The sequence below is a fragment of the Ruegeria faecimaris genome (assembly GCF_900182615.1).
In the GTDB taxonomy this organism is placed as follows: Bacteria; Pseudomonadota; Alphaproteobacteria; order Rhodobacterales; family Rhodobacteraceae; genus Ruegeria; species Ruegeria faecimaris.
The window spans coordinates 1191280-1207979 of sequence record NZ_FXTE01000001.1 but is presented as its reverse complement, the minus strand read 5'-3'; the positions used below and the strand labels follow the sequence as shown (position 1 = coordinate 1207979).

The following is a 16700-nucleotide window of genomic DNA, read 5'->3' as shown; positions in this document are numbered from 1 at the left end:
AGAGCCAATCATAGGTCTTGACCATAGGGTCGGCCTTGTTTTCCGGGTAATCAGCGGCACGCCCGAATTGCAAAAACGCCAGACCTGTAGAAAAGAGGCAACGCCCGGCTTCTGCGTGGCCTGTGATTCTAACTGGGGGTGACTTTTCCGTCAGTACAATGCAAAACGAACGGTACACGAACGCGTGATATAGTTATTTGTTTGGGACGGTTTAATGGGACTCAGAAGACAATTTCGAAAATTGTTCGGGATCAAAAGACAGACCATAGAATTACAGCCCTCGGGCTGGCTAGCCGAGAATGTTTTCTGTCAGTCACCCTCAACGCCGCTGAGTGAGATAGTTCACGTTTTCGATCCCAAATACAAAGATCCTGACCCAATCAACCTGGTGCATATCGTCAATTTCTTTTCTGTCGACGGAGCGATGAATGATGTCCAGCGCGCTACGTTGGATAGCATGGTGACTGCCAAATCAGATCCGTTGGCTGGTGAAGGTGAAACAACATTGGTGCAGGTTCCGGTGCATGGGGACGAAGATCTGATTCAGGCCCATTACGGCATGCAAGTTGCGACAAAACTGGAACGCACGGTTCTGGATGTCGGAACGTTTCGAATTCCTCGGCCTTTGCCACTTTTGTTTGATGTTCTGGAAAAGGGTGCATCCGTTGCTAAACCCGGAGATTTTGTAATCTACACTAATGCAGATATTTGTCTTCAGCCCTATTTTTATGGCGCGGTACGTCAGCTTATTGCGGGTGGTTTCGATGCCATCACGATCAATCGTCGGACATTTGGCGATGCGCATGGGTTTTCCCATGACCCCCTGTCTATGGGCGAGGTTGGTATGCAGCATCCGGGTTTCGACTGCTTTGTTTTTTCCAAAGAAGTTTTCGACCAATTTGTCCGCACAGATTCCTGCCTCGGGATGTCTGGGGTCATACAACCAATGCTATTCAACCTCGCTGCGCACTCGAAACGAATGCTGATGCTCAAGAATGTCAGTCTGACGTTTCATTTCGGCGATGATCGGCCGTGGAAAACCCAGGACTTTGATGATTATGCCATGCATAACTTCACAGAGGCGGCGGATAGTTTAACCAAATTGGCGGAAGACGTCAGTAAACGCGGTCATCTTCGCGAATTCTGTGACAATCACATTGGAATCTGGAAACTTGACGACGATGGATTGTTGGCTCCAGATGCGGCTCAAGAAGTTGCACAGGCACATTTGGCCAATAATGCATAAAAGCTAACTTTCGTAGCTTTTGATGATGTGGCCCTGCAAGAGCTTCCGAAAGCCTGTGCCACGCACAAGCCCCCGGAAATTCCGTATATTTTGTTATCCCAAGCTGGTGCTTGCAGCGCTTTCCGGGAGTTCCTCGTCAAAACACCGCTGATAGAACTCGGCTACTGTCTGGCGCTCCAGCTCGTCGCATTTGTTCAGAAAGGATAGGCGGAAAGCATAGCCGACATTGCGGAAAATCTCGGCGTTTTGCGCCCAGTTGATTACCGTTCGGGGGCTCATCACGGTCGAAAGATCACCGTTCATGAATGCAGTCCGAGTCAGATCGGCAACGGTGACCATCTGAGCGACGATCTTGCGGCCCTCGGCCGTGTTGTAGTGCGGCGCTTTGGACAGAACGATCATCGTTTCTGCGTCATGGCTAAGGTAGTTCAGCGTCGCGACCAGAGACCAACGGTCCATCTGGGCTTGGTTGATCTGTTGTGTGCCGTGATACAGGCCGGTTGTGTCACCCAGGCCAACAGTATTGGCGGTGGCAAACAGGCGGAAATACTTGTGCGGGGTCAGAATCTCGTTCTGGTCCAGCAGGGTCAGGCTGCCATTGGTTTCCAGAACGCGCTGGATCACAAACATCACGTCTGCGCGCCCGGCATCGTATTCGTCAAAGACGATAGCAACAGGGTTACGCAGAGCCCAGGGCAGAATTCCTTCGTGGAAATCCGTGACCTGTTTGCCATCACGCAGCTTGATCGCATCCTTGCCGATGAGGTCGATCCGGCTGATATGGCTGTCCAGATTGACGCGCACGGCCGGCCAGTTCAGTCGCGCAGCGACCTGCTCGATATGGGTCGATTTACCGGTGCCGTGATAACCCTGAATCATCACGCGGCGGTTATGGGTAAACCCTGCGAGGATTGCCAGCGTCGTATCTGGGTCGAACTTATATGTCGGGTCGATCTCGGGAACCCGTTCTGTCTGTTCGTAAAAGCGTTTGACCTGCATGCCAGAATCGATGCCGAACACATCTCGGACCGAAATCTCTTCTGTTGGTTTTGCGTTTGCGTCAATCGGCCAATCCATGCCTGTCGTCCTTATCCTGATACCGCGGCCCCCGCGCGGGCTTCTGAACCCGTGTGTGGTGCAACATATTGCAGATAAGGGCAAGGGAAAGCGGCCCCCTTGGAAAGGTGAGCAGGTTTTTCTTTCAAACTGGCCCTATTGACGCGCGGGCGATCCTTGGTCGCGACGCGTACCAGGTGCAGGTCAAGCCGCGTTTGTCAACAAAGGCACTGCGGCCTGTTCGGACGCACATGCCGATCCATGTGTCGGAAATGCTGTATGCAGGTAAGTATTCAATAATCCAAATGTTGAAAATGACCTTATCAGACATATGAAAAATGGTCTCATGGGGCTTTTTGCAAGTTGCTCAAGTACACAGCAGATTTCTTTGCTAGTCGCGAGCCAGAACTGTCAGTTGGCAATACCAGACGTCGAGATGGCAGTTTCTGGATTCAGCGTCATCCTAAGGACGTGTAGAAACTAGGCAGGGCAACACTTTCGGCGAACGGGAAAGTGACCTCGGGCAAATGCCACAAGAAATCGTCACAACTTGCGGCTCGTCACGTGCAGATATTGAAATGTGTTGTGGAGGTGGTACACTATTTTGGACTTAGTTTAAGTAATAAGTAAAAGGTTGCCATGGCTTTAGTAATTACCGGTCCAACGAGGATTTTCTTTCCTCCGAACACGGACACATTTTCTGTGGACTACAACTCCAGCAAGCCAGCGTCTTGGTTTGTATCTGTAACAGATGACGGACTTCTTTCCCCTTCAGATTACTCGGTTACGATTTCCAGTGCTGGTTTACTAACAGTGGACCTGCAGCCGGGGGTTATTGTTCCCCCAAATACAACTCTGAGTTTGATCGTCAGAGCCTCCAGCGGGCCTGGAAATGGCAACAATGCCTCGATTGGGGTAACCGTTAGGTTGCCCGCTGGAACGGTGCCGTGTTTCGTGAAAGGGACATTGATTGAAACTGAAAGTGGCTGTCGCGCTGTTGAGGAACTCGCTGTTGGTGACAAAGTGCGTGCTTCCAGTGGTGAACTGCTACGCATCGAGTGGATCGGAGAGAAGACCCTGCAGGCAGAAGCTTTGAAGCGAAACCCCCAGTTACGTCCGGTTTGCATTCAGAAAGGTGCATTCGGAAAAGGACTGCCTGACCGAGATTTGTACGTTTCTCCACAACATAGGATTGTCGTGGAGGGTTGGCGCGCAGAGTTGCTGTTTGGAGAGCCAAAAGTTTTCGCCGCGGCAGTTCATCTCGTTAACGATCATACAATTCGCCAAGTAAATACTTATGATCCCGTTACATACTACCATATTGCTTGCTGTCGCCACGCGATACTGTTGTCGAATGGTTTGCCAACTGAAAGTTTGTTTTTAGGTGAAATGGCGGTGATGTCCTTCGATCGGGAAGATGCCGAGGAACTCCGTGAGCTATTTCCCGAACTGCGAAACGCGGCACCCGCTTTTGAGCAAACGCGCGTACGTTGCCTAAAACGCCCCGAAGCTGCTGCGTTACGCGATACGTTCGCGCACTGAACCCACTACCTAAAATTCCGGCTGTCCTTGATCTGATCCCACGCCCAGACAACCTCTTGCAACTGCTCTTCCTGAGAACGGTCGCCGCCGTTCATATCGGGGTGCAACACCTTGATCAGCTTTTTATAGGTCTTTCGGATTTCGGCCTTGGACCAGCTGTCATTGGCTTCCAGAATCTCGATAGCGCGACGTTCGGTTGGGGGCAGGCGGCGGCCGCCTCCGCCTGTAGTGCGCCCTTTGTTCTGGGTACTGTTCGCGCCCAGCACCTGGTGCGGGTCTTCGATTCCCAAACGGGCCCAGGCACGTGCCTCGGGATCGCCCATGGGTTTGGTTTCACGCTCCCAGACTTTGTCCTTAGACTGTTGAGCATTCATTTCGGCCTCGGTCGTGCCGTCGAAGAAATTCCATTTCTGGTTATACTCGCGCACATGCTGCTGGCAGAACCAGAAGAAATCATCCAAAACATCCGGTGCTTTCGGGGCCCGAAATTTACCAGGCTCTTCACAGCCCTCATGGTCACAGATTCGCACCGAAGTTTCAGACGCGCCAGACATACCACGCCGTCCACGCGGGTTTTTTTTCTTCGCGCTGGAGACGGACATATCGAATCCAAATGGGTCTGATTTCGTCATGCTATGATCCTTAAGAACGCATCTTCTCGACTCGGAGGCAGCAGTTTAGTCTAAGCAGCCGAAAGTAGAAGAGGGGGGCGGTAATATTTTTGCCGCTGAGCGTAAAAATGACCGTGACCGAAGAAATGCGAAGCCGCCTGCAATCGGCGTTTGATCCACATGAGCTTGAAATCGTTGACGACAGCGAAAGCCACCGCGGGCATGCCGGATTCCAAGAAGGTGGTGAAAGCCATTTCAACATCCGAATCCGCGCGGCTGCATTCGAGGGGCAATCTCGCGTTGCCCGCCACCGCGCAGTGCACAAAGCGCTTGGAGATATCGTGCCGCGGATCCATGCTTTGGCATTGGATATCGGTGTTTAGGCAGGCTTTTGTAACGCGGCCCGGAACGGTCGCACTCCTGCAGCGAAGACAATTCGCGGGTTTTGCCGTGATCGTTCAGAGATTGGCACAGGGTCGCGGGTTGGATAGGTGAAAGCCGGCCGGTAATTTTTCGGTGTTTTGGTGATTTCGACCGGTTTCTTGCAGTGATGGCAACAAATCAGGAAATTCAGTCTGAATGTGAAAACATTCCATGCATAACAGTTGCTCGAACGCGGGCCCTAATCTACCCTCAATTGACGGGATGTTTTTCAGGTATTTGGTTTTGAGAGTTCTTTTTGTGCAGGCTGGATTTGGGCCTGGGGGGGCAGAGAAAGTAATAGCCATGCTTTCAGGGCATTTTGCCCGGCGCGGTTGTGCTGTTCACGTTACCGGTTTTCAGATGCCGACCGATGGTCCCTATTTCCCGATGCATCTCAATGTTGAACTCAGCGTTGCAGAAAAGGTGACGGGACAGGCGTCACGTATTGCGCATATCCGCTCTGTCATAAAGAAATTTCGACCGGACGTTGTAATCTCATTCCTGACCAAGGTGAATGTTCAGACTCTTCTGGCCAGCGTTGGAACCGGGATTCCCGTTATCATTTCTGAACGCAATAATCCGCTGCGACAGGACGCACATCCCCTTTGGGCACCGCTTCAGGGGATTGCGGGGATAAAGGCAGCAAAGGTTGTCGGGCTGACACATCGCGGATTGGCGGATCTTCCCTTCACTTTGCGTAAGAAGGGGATGGTTATTCCGAACCCGATCCTCCCCTTTGAGCGAGTTGAATCCTCTGGCACGAGGCGGGGTGTGCAATTGGTCGCGGTTGGCCGCCTCGTTCGGCAAAAGGGGTTCGACATGCTGCTGCAGGCGATGCAGCGCATTCATTCCCAAGCTCCAGATACCAGGCTGATTATCTATGGTGAGGGCAGCGAGCGGGAAAATCTGCAGAAACTGCGCGATGATCTGGGGCTACAGTCGGTTGCTCGGCTGCCGGGCAATACGATCGAGGTCGGGGAATGGGCGCAGCGCGCGGACATTCTGGTAGCGACCTCGCGGTTCGAAGGGTTTCACAATGTCGTCGCTGAGGCGGCGGTCAGCGGGATACCGGTCGTGTCTTTCGATTGCGATTACGGTCCGTCAGAGTTTATTCAAAACGGACGGAACGGATATCTGGTTCCCGTCAACGATGTCAGTGGTTTGGAACAGGCAGTGCTGAAGCTGATCCATGAACCCGACCTCAGGGCGCAGATGTCCAAGGTGTCACCTACGCTAAAGGCCGATCTGTCCCCAGATCAGGTCTTTGCCCAATGGGACACGCTAATTCGCGACGTCACGAGCTGAGATTCAAAACGCAACTCCTGACAGCCATTTTTTTTTACAGACCCGGTTAGGGCAATCAGGTTTTTTGACCTTCAATCTCTGCAGTTTCGTCTTCCGATTTTTCTGTTTCAGCACCTTTCAGCGACAAAGGCGGCTCTTTGGCCTGTTCCGCAATGGGGGCCGGGGCCTGAACGGTATCGGGTCCAGGAACAGGTTGAGCAAGAGCAACGCCATCCTTCGTTTCGGTCGGGCTAGGTGTCGGGGCAACAGGCACATCAATTTCACGGCGAAATATCAGCACATTGCGCCAGTTCACGGTGCTGCCAGTCAGGCCGGAGCGTTCCTCGCTGGGCAACAACTCGGCGCGTTGATATTCCCAGCCATCCTGCCCCATCTGGTTTAGCGCTTGTTCAATAGAAGCAGCGAAACGTCCCTCGGCTGACTTTTCACCCTTGGTCTTGGCAGACTTTTGGGGGGAAGGGACAACTTTGTATTCGTAGCGGGGCATCGGAATTCCTACCTGTAAGTTCCGAGTAATCTAGCAGGTTGATCACAATGGGAAAGTCATCATAGCGCGGCGGGCGAATTCCGGCACATCTGCTGGTGCGGGCCTGGTGCCACAAATGACAAGCGGCGGGACTTTGCGCAAAGGCTAAAGTCCCGCCGCCGAAATCAGCAAAACCGAAAGATCTACGATCCCAGTTTCTTGGCAATCAGCTCGTTGACGGCCTTGGGATTTGCCTTGCCACCAGTCGCCTTCATCACCTGACCAACGAACCAGCCGGCCAGTTTCGGGTTTACCTTGGCCTTCTCGACCTGTGCCGGATTGGCGTCTATGATCTCGTCCAAAGCGGCCTCGATCGCGCCCGTGTCCGTCACCTGCTTCATGCCGCGGTCTTCGACGATCTGCGCCGGATCTCCGCCTTCGGTATAGACGATTTCGAACAGGTCCTTGGCGATCTTGCCCGAGATCGCGTCCGAGGAAATCAGGTCGATGATGCCGCCAAGCTGTGCAGGTGAAACCGGCGAGTCGGTGATCTCGTGATCTTCCTTTTTCAGGCGGCCAAACAGTTCGTTAATGACCCAGTTTGCAGCCAGTTTGCCATTGCGACCCTGCGCGACCTCTTCGAAATAGGCAGCCGATTCAACATCAGCAGTCAGCACCGATGCGTCATAGTCCGTCAGTCCGAACGTGCTGATAAAACGCGCTTTTTTATCGTCAGGCAGCTCGGGCAGGTTGGCGGCGATGTCGTCAACCCAGGCCTGCTCGATCTCTAGCGGCAGCAGGTCAGGGTCAGGGAAATAGCGATAATCATGCGCTTCTTCCTTGGACCGCATCGAGCGGGTTTCGCCCTTGTCCGGGTCATACAGGCGGGTTTCCTGATCGACCTTGCCACCACCTTCGACGATGGCGATCTGGCGGCGGGCCTCGACCTCAATGGCTTGCTGGATGAAGCGCATCGAGTTCATGTTCTTGATCTCACAACGGGTGCCCAGATGCGAGAAATCCTGTGTTTCCTGATACTTTTCATAGGCCCCCGGCAAACAGATCGAGACGTTCACGTCTGCCCGCAAATTGCCGTTCTGCATGTTGCCATCACAGGTGCCCAGATAGCGCAGGATCTGACGCAACTTGGCGATATAGGCGGCGGCCTCTTCCGGGCCGCGAATGTCGGGGCGGCTGACGATCTCCATCAGGCAAACACCGGTTCGGTTCAGGTCGACGAAGGACATATGCGGGTCCATGTCGTGGATCGACTTGCCCGCGTCCTGTTCCATGTGGATGCGTTCGATCCGCACCATGCGCGCGGTGCCGTCGCCCATCTCGACCAAAACTTCACCTTCGCCGACAATAGGCTGATAAAGCTGGGAAATCTGATAACCCTGCGGAAGGTCGGGGTAGAAATAATTCTTGCGGTCAAAAGCCGATTTCAGGTTGATATCGGCTTTCAGGCCCAACCCAGTGCGCACGGCCTGTTCGACGCAATATTCGTTGATCACCGGCAGCATCCCCGGCATTGCCGCGTCCACAAAGGCCACGTTCGAGTTCGGCTCGGCCCCGAATTGGGTCGACGCGCCAGAGAACAGCTTGGCATTGGACGAGACCTGCGCATGCACCTCCATCCCGATTACCAGTTCCCAATCGTGCTTGGCCCCGGCAATGGTTTTGGGCTTAGGCATTTCGTATGTCAGGTCGAGCATGGCGCGCCTCATTTCCGCAGAAGTCTAAGCCTGCGTATTAGGCCCGGCGCGCCAAAGGGGCAAGGGGGAATCAGTGTCCGGACAGGTGCAACCCTGTCGGAGTAAAGGTCACATCCATGCCGCTGCGCAGTTCCTCGCGAAACAGGTCACCGATTGCCCGCAACGCATCGCGGTGCCCGCGGGCTGCAAACCGTTCGGGCGAGTTGATGCGGACCGAGTTATTGAACCCTTGTGCCGCATGGGCCCAGATCAGCGGATGCAGTTCGGTCAGGTGATCACGGATCAGCCAGTTGGCCGCGTCGTGGATCTGAGCGCGCACCGCGTCGGCCTTTTCATTCCCCCCAAGGCCGTTCTGGATGGTTATCGCACAATAGGCAGCCAGCATATTGACCATCTGCTGATCGGGGCGGTTGCGCAGAATATCGTGCAAACCCTGCAGGAAATATTCGATATCCAGCCGTGCGCAGGCTTCGTCGTCCAGGGCGATGGCATCAAACTGGACCCACGTGTAGCCACCGGCGCCCCAAAGGTCATGGGTACGGGCTGCATTGCGCAGGGCCTGAACCTCAAGCTCTTCATAGCTGCCGAACCAGCGTGGCAGCAGATGAGTGCCCATTGCACGCATATGGCGTTGGTTATGCGGGTCCAACGTAATCAACTGTTCATACTGATCAGCCACGCGCAGATTGGACTTGCGCTGACCTGCCAGCAGAGCACAGCCAACAGCCGCAACCAGCGCATTGTTGGGCGCGGCTTCGCGGCATTTTGGCAGGATATCGGCCGCGCGGTCGAAATGGGCGGTGCAGCGAGACCGGTGTAAGGGGGGAAGAACTGCGTTTGTCGCAGTGCCACGCCACGCCCAGGCCAGGTCAATATGCGCCATAGCCACAACAAGGGCGATCATCGGATCATCCTCATGCGCCCGCATTTCATCCTCTAGCTCAGAAATTCCGCCAAGAAGATCATAGTCTGACAATGCCCGATAATCGGACAGAGCGTGTTCGACCGCCAGCACCACATCGGACCGAGCGCCGAATGCCAGCAAATCCGCGATTGGCATCCCATCGGGCGCAGTTTCGCGTGCGTCATCGGCGGCACGCATCTTTGCAGAAAGGTCTGCCCACCGATCCTGACGGGCCAGATCGCGGCCAAGTTCGATGACGTCCTGACCGATCAGTTCATCGGCCGAGACATTTGCGACGGGGATATTTACCGAACCCTGATCTGGCAGAGCAGCGGCCAGCACTGCATCGGCGGCGTCGAAATCTGACGCAATTTTCAAGGATGGATGTGGAACGCGGGCCTTTTGGGCCATCAGAAACCGGAACATGCTTACACTCGAAACAAAAAAAATCGTAACCTAGCTTTAAAGACTGGCCTCTATTTGGCTCAAATTCAAGCTACAACCGTCTTATTGTCGCTTTGTTCCGGTCAATGCGCCCTGAGGCTCGGGATCGTTTCAAAATGGGCCGAAATGATGCCGTTCAACCTTTAGACCAGCCTCTTTCAGGCGGGACTCGAGTTCCTTATGCGGAGGGGTCGACTCATCGGGCAGGCGAATCCGCTTTTCCGAGGTCAGCACCAGCGACATGCGCACCGAGAAATCCCAGCGTGTATCCAGACGCACATGGTCGATTTCGCTCAATCTTACGCCAGCCTCGCGCCGCCCCGAGAACCACCGCAGCCCATCCTGATCCAGCCGGAGCCCCGAACGGGTGTTTTGTGCAAAGTCCCATAATGCGGGCAGGGTGAACAGGGCCAGCAGGCCAATCAGCCACCAGACGGCATCAAAGGCGATGAACAACACCGCCAGCGCGGAATAGACCGACAGCAGAATGGCGATGACCTGCGGTGACCTGTTATGCCGTGTATAGGAATAGGGGGTCATGCGTTCAGGATGCGCGTCACCATTTCGGTCGTGTCCCGTGAAAGGTCTGGCGTTTCGGCGATGCGGGTCAGCTGGTTGCGGATAAGGGCCTGGCGATCTGCGTCATACCGCTTCCACGTCTGGAATGCCGAACACATCCGCGCCGTGGTCTGCGGATTGACCGGATCCAGTTTGATCAGCCAGTCCGCCAGCAGAGAATAACCAGCTCCATCAGCACGGTGGAAACCGGCGTGATTCGTCGCCAATGCCCCTAGAACAGCCCGGAAACGGTTCGGGTTCTTCCAGTTGAAATCCGGATGCCCGGTCAGGTGGCTTACGATATCTGCAGTCTCTGCCGGGGCTGACATCGCCACCTGCAGGCCGAACCATTTGTCCATCACCAGCCGGTCATCTTGCCACCGGTCATAAAACGCGTTCAGTTCCTGTTCCCCTTTGCCCGCACGCAACAGGCAGGACAAAGCCGAAAGCTGAAGGGTCATGTTATCGGCGCGCTGATAATCCTCGGCCGCTTTTGCACCCCCGTCCAGCCGTGAGGTCAACGCCAGTGCGGCCCCACCCAGAGCCCGCTGGCCGGCTTGTTCTGCGTCCGGGCTAAAGGCGGCTTCGATGCTGGTTTCGCTGTGCAGGCGGGGCAGCAGATCCTGAACGTGCTGGGCCGTTACCTGCCGCAGCGTTTCAACAGCGGTCCAAATGGCCACCGGGTCGGGCGTGACACCCTGTTCATGCATCATCGCAGCAAGTTCAGATTGGGACGGCAACCCCAGCATCAAGGCACGATAAGACGGGTCAAGATCGCTGTCGCGCAATACGGCGAGGATGCCATCGAGGTAATCCGTTTCCGGTGCCGCATCCGTCAAGATCATCTTGATCAGCGTGTCTTCGGCTAAAGATCGCCCTGCTTGCCAGCGGTTGAACGGGTCGCTGTCATGAGCCAGCAAAAAAGCTCGCTCAGCGCTGCTCTGGTCATGTTCCAGAATCACGGGGGCCGAGAAATCGCGCAGGATTGAGGCCGTGGGTTTGGGCGGATTGGCACCGGACACGCGTTCCGGTCCTTCGCAACCCTGCAAGCGCCAGCCTTCTACTGTGTATTCGAAAGCAAAGCTTTGGATTTCCTGCGTGAACTCCAGAATGGTTGTGGGCATGGTTTCATCCCCGTTCGCGCCGATCAGCCCGACCGCAACGGGGATAACCTGCGGCAGTTTATCTGACTGTCCGGGGGTCGGGTCGGTGCGCTGTTTCAGCGTCAAGGTGTAGATGCCATCAGTCCAATCTTCGGTCACCGATACGCGCGGGGTGCCAGACTGGCTGTACCAGCGTTTGAACTGGGTCAGGTCGCGATCTGTGGTGTCTTCAAACACCTTGATCCAGTCCTCGATGGTGCAGGCCTGACCATCGTGCCGATCAAAATACAGCTCCAGCGCCTGCGCATAGGCCTCGTCACCTACCAGACGTTTCAGCATGCCGATCACCTCGGCGCCTTTTTCGTAGACCGTCGCGGTGTAGAAGTTGTTGATCTCCTGAAAGCTCTCTGGCCTCACCGGATGTGAAAGCGGGCCGTTATCCTCGGCGAACTGGCGCGCCCGCAGGTCGATGGCATCGTGGATACGTTTGACCGGGGCCGAGCGCATGTCCGAGGTGAACTGCGCATCGCGGTACACCGTCAGACCCTCTTTCAAGCACAGCTGAAACCAGTCGCGGCAGGTGATGCGGTTGCCAGTCCAGTTGTGGAAATACTCATGCGCGATGATCGCCTCGATCCGTTCGAAATTCATATCGGTGGATGTCTCAGGGCTGGCCAGCACGGCGGACGAGTTGAAAATGTTCAGACCCTTGTTTTCCATCGCCCCCATGTTGAAATCATCGACGGCGACGATGTTAAAGACATCCAGGTCGTATTCGCGGCCATAGACGTCCTCGTCCCATTTCATCGACTTCTTCAGCGCCTCCATACCGAAGGCGCATTTTCCCTCATCGCCCGGGCGCACCCACAGGTTCAGTTCAACCTCGCGGCCCGATTTGGTTGTGAACTGACCGGGATGTGTAATCAGGTCGCCTGCGACAAGGGCGAACAGATAGGCGGGTTTGGGCCAGGGGTCATTCCATTCGGCCCAGCCATCCCCCTTGCCGGTCGGGTTGCCGTTCGACAGCAGAACCGGCAACGCGCCATTAATGCGTACGGTGAAGATCGACATCACGTCGGGCCGGTCGGGATAGAAGGTGATCTTGCGAAACCCCTCGGCCTCGCATTGGGTGCAATACATGCCGTTCGAAATGTAGAGCCCCTCAAGTGCAGTGTTGTTGCCTGGGTCGATTTCGACCTCGGCTTCCCAGACAAATGCCGCGTCGGGGACAACCGCTGTCAGGCCGGTCTCTGTAACGTCTGGAGTGATCTCAACCCCGTCAACAGTAGCACGGATCAGTTTCAGTTGCTCACCATGCAGGAAAAACTGACGGTCTAAGGCATCAGGATTGGGCCGGAAGGCGATGCGCGAAGTCACTCGGGTCGCATTTGGGGCCAGATCAAAGGTCAGATGTACGCTGTCCACCAGATAACCAAACGGAGTGTAGTCTTTCAGATAGATCGTCGTGGGGGCTGCGTCGCGCATCGGTGGCCTCGAATGGGTTGGTATCAGGCGCGACGTTATGGGTTGCTGCGATGGGCTGCAAGCGGTGCAAGTAAGCTTGCTCAATAGGCGATAAGTATCTGTCGATGTCGAAGTGGCCTGACGACCAAAGACCCAAACTGACCAAGACATGTTGCCTATCGGAAATATCCGCCCTAATTGGGGCCTGTATACAACGGCGTACATACGAGGGAATGTGGCATGAGCAGCAGACAGATGCGGAGCGGACTCAAGGTCGACGGGATTCTGACTGAATTCATAGAAGGGCGTGCTCTGTCTGGAACAGGCGTTGCGGCTGACACCTTCTGGAACGGGCTTGCGCAGATGGTTCACGAGTTGGGTCCAAAGAACCGTACACTTTTGGCAAAGCGGGCCGATATCCAGGGGCGCGTCGATGCCTGGCATTTGGAAAACAATGGCCAGCCGCATAATGCTGCCGCCTATCAGGATTTCCTGCGCGAGATCGGCTATTTGGTGGCTGAAGGCGGGGATTTTCAGATCGAAACCGACAATGTCGATCCCGAGATCGCGTTGATTCCCGGTCCTCAGCTGGTGGTTCCTATTACCAATGCGCGTTTTGCACTGAACGCTGCGAATGCGCGCTGGGGCAGCTTGTATGACGCGCTTTATGGCACCGATGCGATGGGCGATCTTCCCGTCGGTGGTGGTTATGATAATGCGCGCGGAGCACGCGTGATTGCTTGGGCCAAAGCGTTTCTGGACGATGCCGCCCCGCTGGCCAGCGGATCTTGGGCTGAAATGTCAGAACTGCGCGTTGAAAATGGGGTTCTGGTGCCTGCGCTGGCAGATGCAGCGCAGTTTGTGGGTTTTGGCGGTGCCGCTGAAAACCCGGACTTTGTTCTGCTGAAGAACAACGGTCTGCATGTCAAAGTCGTGATTGACACCTCTAGCACCATTGGCGCCACCGACCCGGCCGGTATTGCTGACGTGCATCTTGAATCGGCGCTGTCGACGATCATGGACTGCGAAGATTCAGTCGCCTGTGTGGATGCCGAGGACAAGGTGGTTGCCTATGGCAACTGGCTGGGCCTGATGAAGGGTGATCTGACCGAAGAGGTCTGCAAAGGCGGCACGACTTTTACACGCAAACTGTCCGATGACCTGACTTTTACCGCGGCGGACGGTGGCGCTGGTGTTCTTAAGGGCCGGTCGCTGATGCTGGTCCGCAATGTGGGGCACCTGATGACCAACCCCGCCGTTCTGGATGCCGAAGGGCGCGAGATCGGCGAAGGTCTGATGGACGCGCTGTGCACCACTCTGATTGCGATGCACGACCTGCAGCGCGATGGGGGCAACTCGGTCACTGGTTCGGTCTACGTGGTAAAGCCCAAGATGCACGGCCCCGAAGAGGTCGCCTTTGCCGTCGAAATTTTCGATATGGTTGAAGACATCCTTGGCCTGCCGCGGAATACCGTTAAGCTCGGTATTATGGATGAAGAGCGCCGCACCTCGGCGAACCTTAAGGAATGTATCCGTGCCGCCAAATCGCGCGTGGCCTTCATCAACACCGGCTTTCTGGACCGGACCGGGGATGAGATCCACACCTCGATGGAGGCAGGACCAATGCTGCCCAAGGGCGACATCAAGAACACGCCGTGGATTGCGTCTTATGAAGATCGCAATGTTGATATCGGTCTGGCATGTGGCTTGAAGGGCAAGGCACAGATTGGCAAAGGCATGTGGGCGATGCCCGACCGTATGGGTGACATGCTGGACGCCAAGATCGGTCACCCGAAATCGGGCGCAACTTGCGCCTGGGTGCCGTCGCCGACTGCCGCGACACTGCACGCAACACATTATCATAAGGTCAACGTCCTAGAGCGCCAGGACGAATTGGCTGCCGGTGGCGCACGTGGTACGCTGGATGATCTGCTGACTGTGCCTTTGCTGGGCGGCCGCAACCTCAGCGATGATGAAATTGCGCGTGAGATCGAAAACAACGCGCAAGGCATCCTGGGCTATGTGGTTCGCTGGGTCGATCAAGGTGTTGGCTGTTCGAAAGTGCCGGACATCAATGATGTTGGCCTGATGGAAGACCGTGCCACGTGCCGGATTTCATCTCAGGCCTTGGCCAACTGGCTGCATCATGGCACTGTCGATGAGGCGCAAGTCATGGCCGCGATGCGGAAAATGGCCGTAGTGGTCGATCGGCAGAATGATAGCGATCCGGCGTATCGCCCAATGGCTCCCGGTTTCGACGGCATCGCCTTCCAGGCGGCCTGTGATTTGGTTTTCAAAGGCCGTGTTCAGCCTTCGGGTTATACCGAACCTGTCCTGCACGCCCGCCGACTGGAGATGAAAGCCAGCCTTTAACCCAACAGAAATGACTGGATCGAATATGGTAATTTCTTTGCGCAAAGCCCGTACCCTTATCCGCAAAGCCCTTGAAAAAGGGCGCGAGTTGGGGCTGAAACCCCTCTCGGTCATCGTTCTTGATGCTGGTGGCCACGTCATCGCGTTTGAGCGTGAAGACGGTGCTGCCCCTGGTCGTTTTGCGATTGCGCAGGGCAAGGCCTATGGCTCGGTCATGCTGGGGATGGCGGGCACAGCCCAGATGCAACGCGCCGAGGCGCAGGCCTATTTCATGGCCGCCGTAAACGGTGTTTATGGCGGTCAGGTCGTGCCGGTTCCGGGTGGTGTTCTGCTACGTGACCGAAAAGGTGCCGTAATCGGCGCAGTCGGTGTGACCGGCGACACGTCGGATAACGACGCCATCGCTGCCATGGCCGGGATCGAAGCGGCCGGGCTGACTGGCGAAATTTGACCTTTGGTGAACTCGGAGAGCCGGCAAAGGCTCTCCGATCTTTACGAGGCACAAGCGGCGCGCAAAGCGAATAGGGCCTATTCGGCGGTGGTCCGATCAGGCCCCTTGTTGTGCAGGGGTGAACAGAGACTTGCGCTGACACACAGGCTATGTGCTATTGCGCGCCTGTGACCCTGTCGATACCTTTCCCGGAACGTGCGGAAAGAACTAGGAAAGAATAATGGCTCGACCTGTCGTCGGTATCATCGGCAATTCATATTTGATGAACGATCAATATCCGACTCATGCCGGCGGCACGATGAACTCGGACGCCGTGGCCAATGTCTCGGGTTGCTTGCCGATGCTGATCCCTGCCGACCCGCGGTATGTCTGTGTCGAGGAACTGCTTGAGGTCTGTGATGGTTTCCTGCTGACAGGGGGGCGTCCCAATGTTCACCCCGAGGAATATGGCGAACCTGCGACCGACGCGCATGGCGATTTCGACCGGGCGCGCGATGCGATCACGTTACCCTTGGTGCGGGCCTGTGTCGAAAGAGGACAGCCCTTTTTCGGCATCTGCCGCGGCTTTCAGGAGGTCAACGTGGCCATGGGCGGAACGCTTTATCCAGAAATCCGCGATCTGCCGGGGCGCATGAACCATCGGATGCCCCCCGACGGCACCTTGGAAGAGAAATTTGCCCTACGCCATGTGGTCAACCTGACCGAGGGGGGCGTGTTTCATCGGTTGATGGGCGCTGCCGAGGTGATGACCAACACGCTGCACGGGCAGGGGATCAAAACGGTTGGACATCGCATTGTGATTGACGGCGCTGCACCAGACGGCACGCCCGAGGCGATTTATGTGCAGGACGCGCCCGGTTTCACGCTGTCGGTGCAATGGCACCCGGAATGGGACGCGGTCAATGACCCTGTCTCGCGGCCGCTCTTTGAGGCGTTTGGCGATGCGGCACGCGACTGGTCCGCAGGAGTGCGATCGGGATTGGTTAAACAAACCGCCTGAGTCCCTGCGCCGGCCCTGATTGAAGGGACCGGCGCTTTG

The 16700-nt window shown here is 55.9% G+C and carries 14 protein-coding genes; 7 read left to right on the top strand and 7 right to left on the bottom strand.

Annotated features, from left to right (window positions below):
- Positions 1-241: 241 nt before the first annotated feature.
- Positions 242-1246 carry a hypothetical protein gene (locus tag FN806_RS05985; protein WP_142634983.1) on the top strand — a complete coding sequence of 335 codons (1005 nt, stop codon included), beginning with the start codon at positions 242-244 and terminating at the stop codon, positions 1244-1246.
- A gap of 93 nt (positions 1247-1339) precedes the next feature.
- On the opposite strand, the gene cobS is transcribed toward FN806_RS05985, so the two are convergent.
- The gene (gene cobS, locus FN806_RS05980) at positions 1340-2323 is read right to left on the bottom strand and encodes a cobaltochelatase subunit CobS (RefSeq protein ID WP_142634981.1); all 984 of its coding nucleotides are present in this window, start codon (positions 2321-2323) and stop codon (positions 1340-1342) included.
- A gap of 618 nt (positions 2324-2941) precedes the next feature.
- Here cobS and FN806_RS05975 point away from each other — a divergent pair.
- Entirely contained in the window at positions 2942-3844 is a 903-nt protein-coding gene (locus FN806_RS05975; protein ID WP_142634979.1) for a Hint domain-containing protein, read from the top strand.
- Between the two features lie 5 nt (positions 3845-3849).
- Here the strand turns inward: FN806_RS05975 and FN806_RS05970 are convergent, their stop codons facing one another.
- Entirely contained in the window at positions 3850-4476 is a 627-nt protein-coding gene (locus FN806_RS05970) for a J domain-containing protein (RefSeq protein WP_142634977.1), read from the bottom strand.
- Between the two features lie 107 nt (positions 4477-4583).
- Between FN806_RS05970 and FN806_RS05965 the strand changes: the two genes are divergently transcribed.
- Together FN806_RS05965 and FN806_RS05960 are read left to right on the top strand one after the other, a co-directional pair.
- Positions 4584-4838, top strand: coding sequence for a BolA family protein (locus FN806_RS05965; RefSeq protein WP_142634975.1), 255 nt, complete (start codon positions 4584-4586; stop codon positions 4836-4838).
- A gap of 211 nt (positions 4839-5049) precedes the next feature.
- Positions 5050-6183, top strand: coding sequence for a glycosyltransferase family 4 protein (locus tag FN806_RS05960; RefSeq protein ID WP_142634973.1), 1134 nt, complete (start codon positions 5050-5052; stop codon positions 6181-6183).
- A gap of 55 nt (positions 6184-6238) precedes the next feature.
- Here the strand turns inward: FN806_RS05960 and FN806_RS05955 are convergent, their stop codons facing one another.
- The 5 genes from FN806_RS05955 to pepN all read right to left on the bottom strand — a co-directional run bounded on the left by FN806_RS05955 (position 6239) and on the right by pepN (position 12858).
- On the bottom strand, positions 6239-6670 hold the full coding sequence (locus tag FN806_RS05955; protein WP_142634971.1) for a DUF4177 domain-containing protein: 432 nt from the start codon (positions 6668-6670) through the stop codon (positions 6239-6241).
- A gap of 182 nt (positions 6671-6852) precedes the next feature.
- Positions 6853-8364, bottom strand: coding sequence for an Asp-tRNA(Asn)/Glu-tRNA(Gln) amidotransferase subunit GatB (gene gatB / locus FN806_RS05950; RefSeq protein ID WP_142634969.1), 1512 nt, complete (start codon positions 8362-8364; stop codon positions 6853-6855).
- A 70-nt stretch (positions 8365-8434) separates the two neighbouring features.
- Complete coding sequence (locus FN806_RS05945) at positions 8435-9646, bottom strand: hypothetical protein (protein ID WP_246097153.1); 1212 nt, start codon at positions 9644-9646, stop codon at positions 8435-8437.
- Between the two features lie 177 nt (positions 9647-9823).
- Positions 9824-10252, bottom strand: a complete 429-nt coding sequence (locus FN806_RS05940) for a hypothetical protein (RefSeq protein WP_142634964.1) — start codon at positions 10250-10252, stop codon at positions 9824-9826.
- Positions 10249-12858, bottom strand: a complete 2610-nt coding sequence (gene pepN / locus FN806_RS05935; protein WP_142634962.1) for an aminopeptidase N — start codon at positions 12856-12858, stop codon at positions 10249-10251. The genes FN806_RS05940 and pepN overlap by 4 nt, the downstream gene beginning before the upstream one ends.
- Before the next feature lie 219 nt (positions 12859-13077).
- Between pepN and FN806_RS05930 the strand changes: the two genes are divergently transcribed.
- The 3 genes from FN806_RS05930 (at position 13078) to FN806_RS05920 (ending at position 16661) form a co-directional block, all read left to right on the top strand.
- Positions 13078-15210, top strand: a complete 2133-nt coding sequence (locus FN806_RS05930; protein WP_142634960.1) for a malate synthase G — start codon at positions 13078-13080, stop codon at positions 15208-15210.
- Positions 15211-15235: 25 nt separating this feature from the next.
- A complete protein-coding gene (locus FN806_RS05925) occupies positions 15236-15661 on the top strand; it encodes a GlcG/HbpS family heme-binding protein (RefSeq protein WP_142635183.1) in 426 nt (141 codons plus the stop codon).
- 220 nt (positions 15662-15881) lie between these two features.
- A complete protein-coding gene (locus FN806_RS05920) occupies positions 15882-16661 on the top strand; it encodes a gamma-glutamyl-gamma-aminobutyrate hydrolase family protein (protein WP_142634959.1) in 780 nt (259 codons plus the stop codon).
- The last annotated feature ends 39 nt before the right edge of the window (positions 16662-16700 follow it).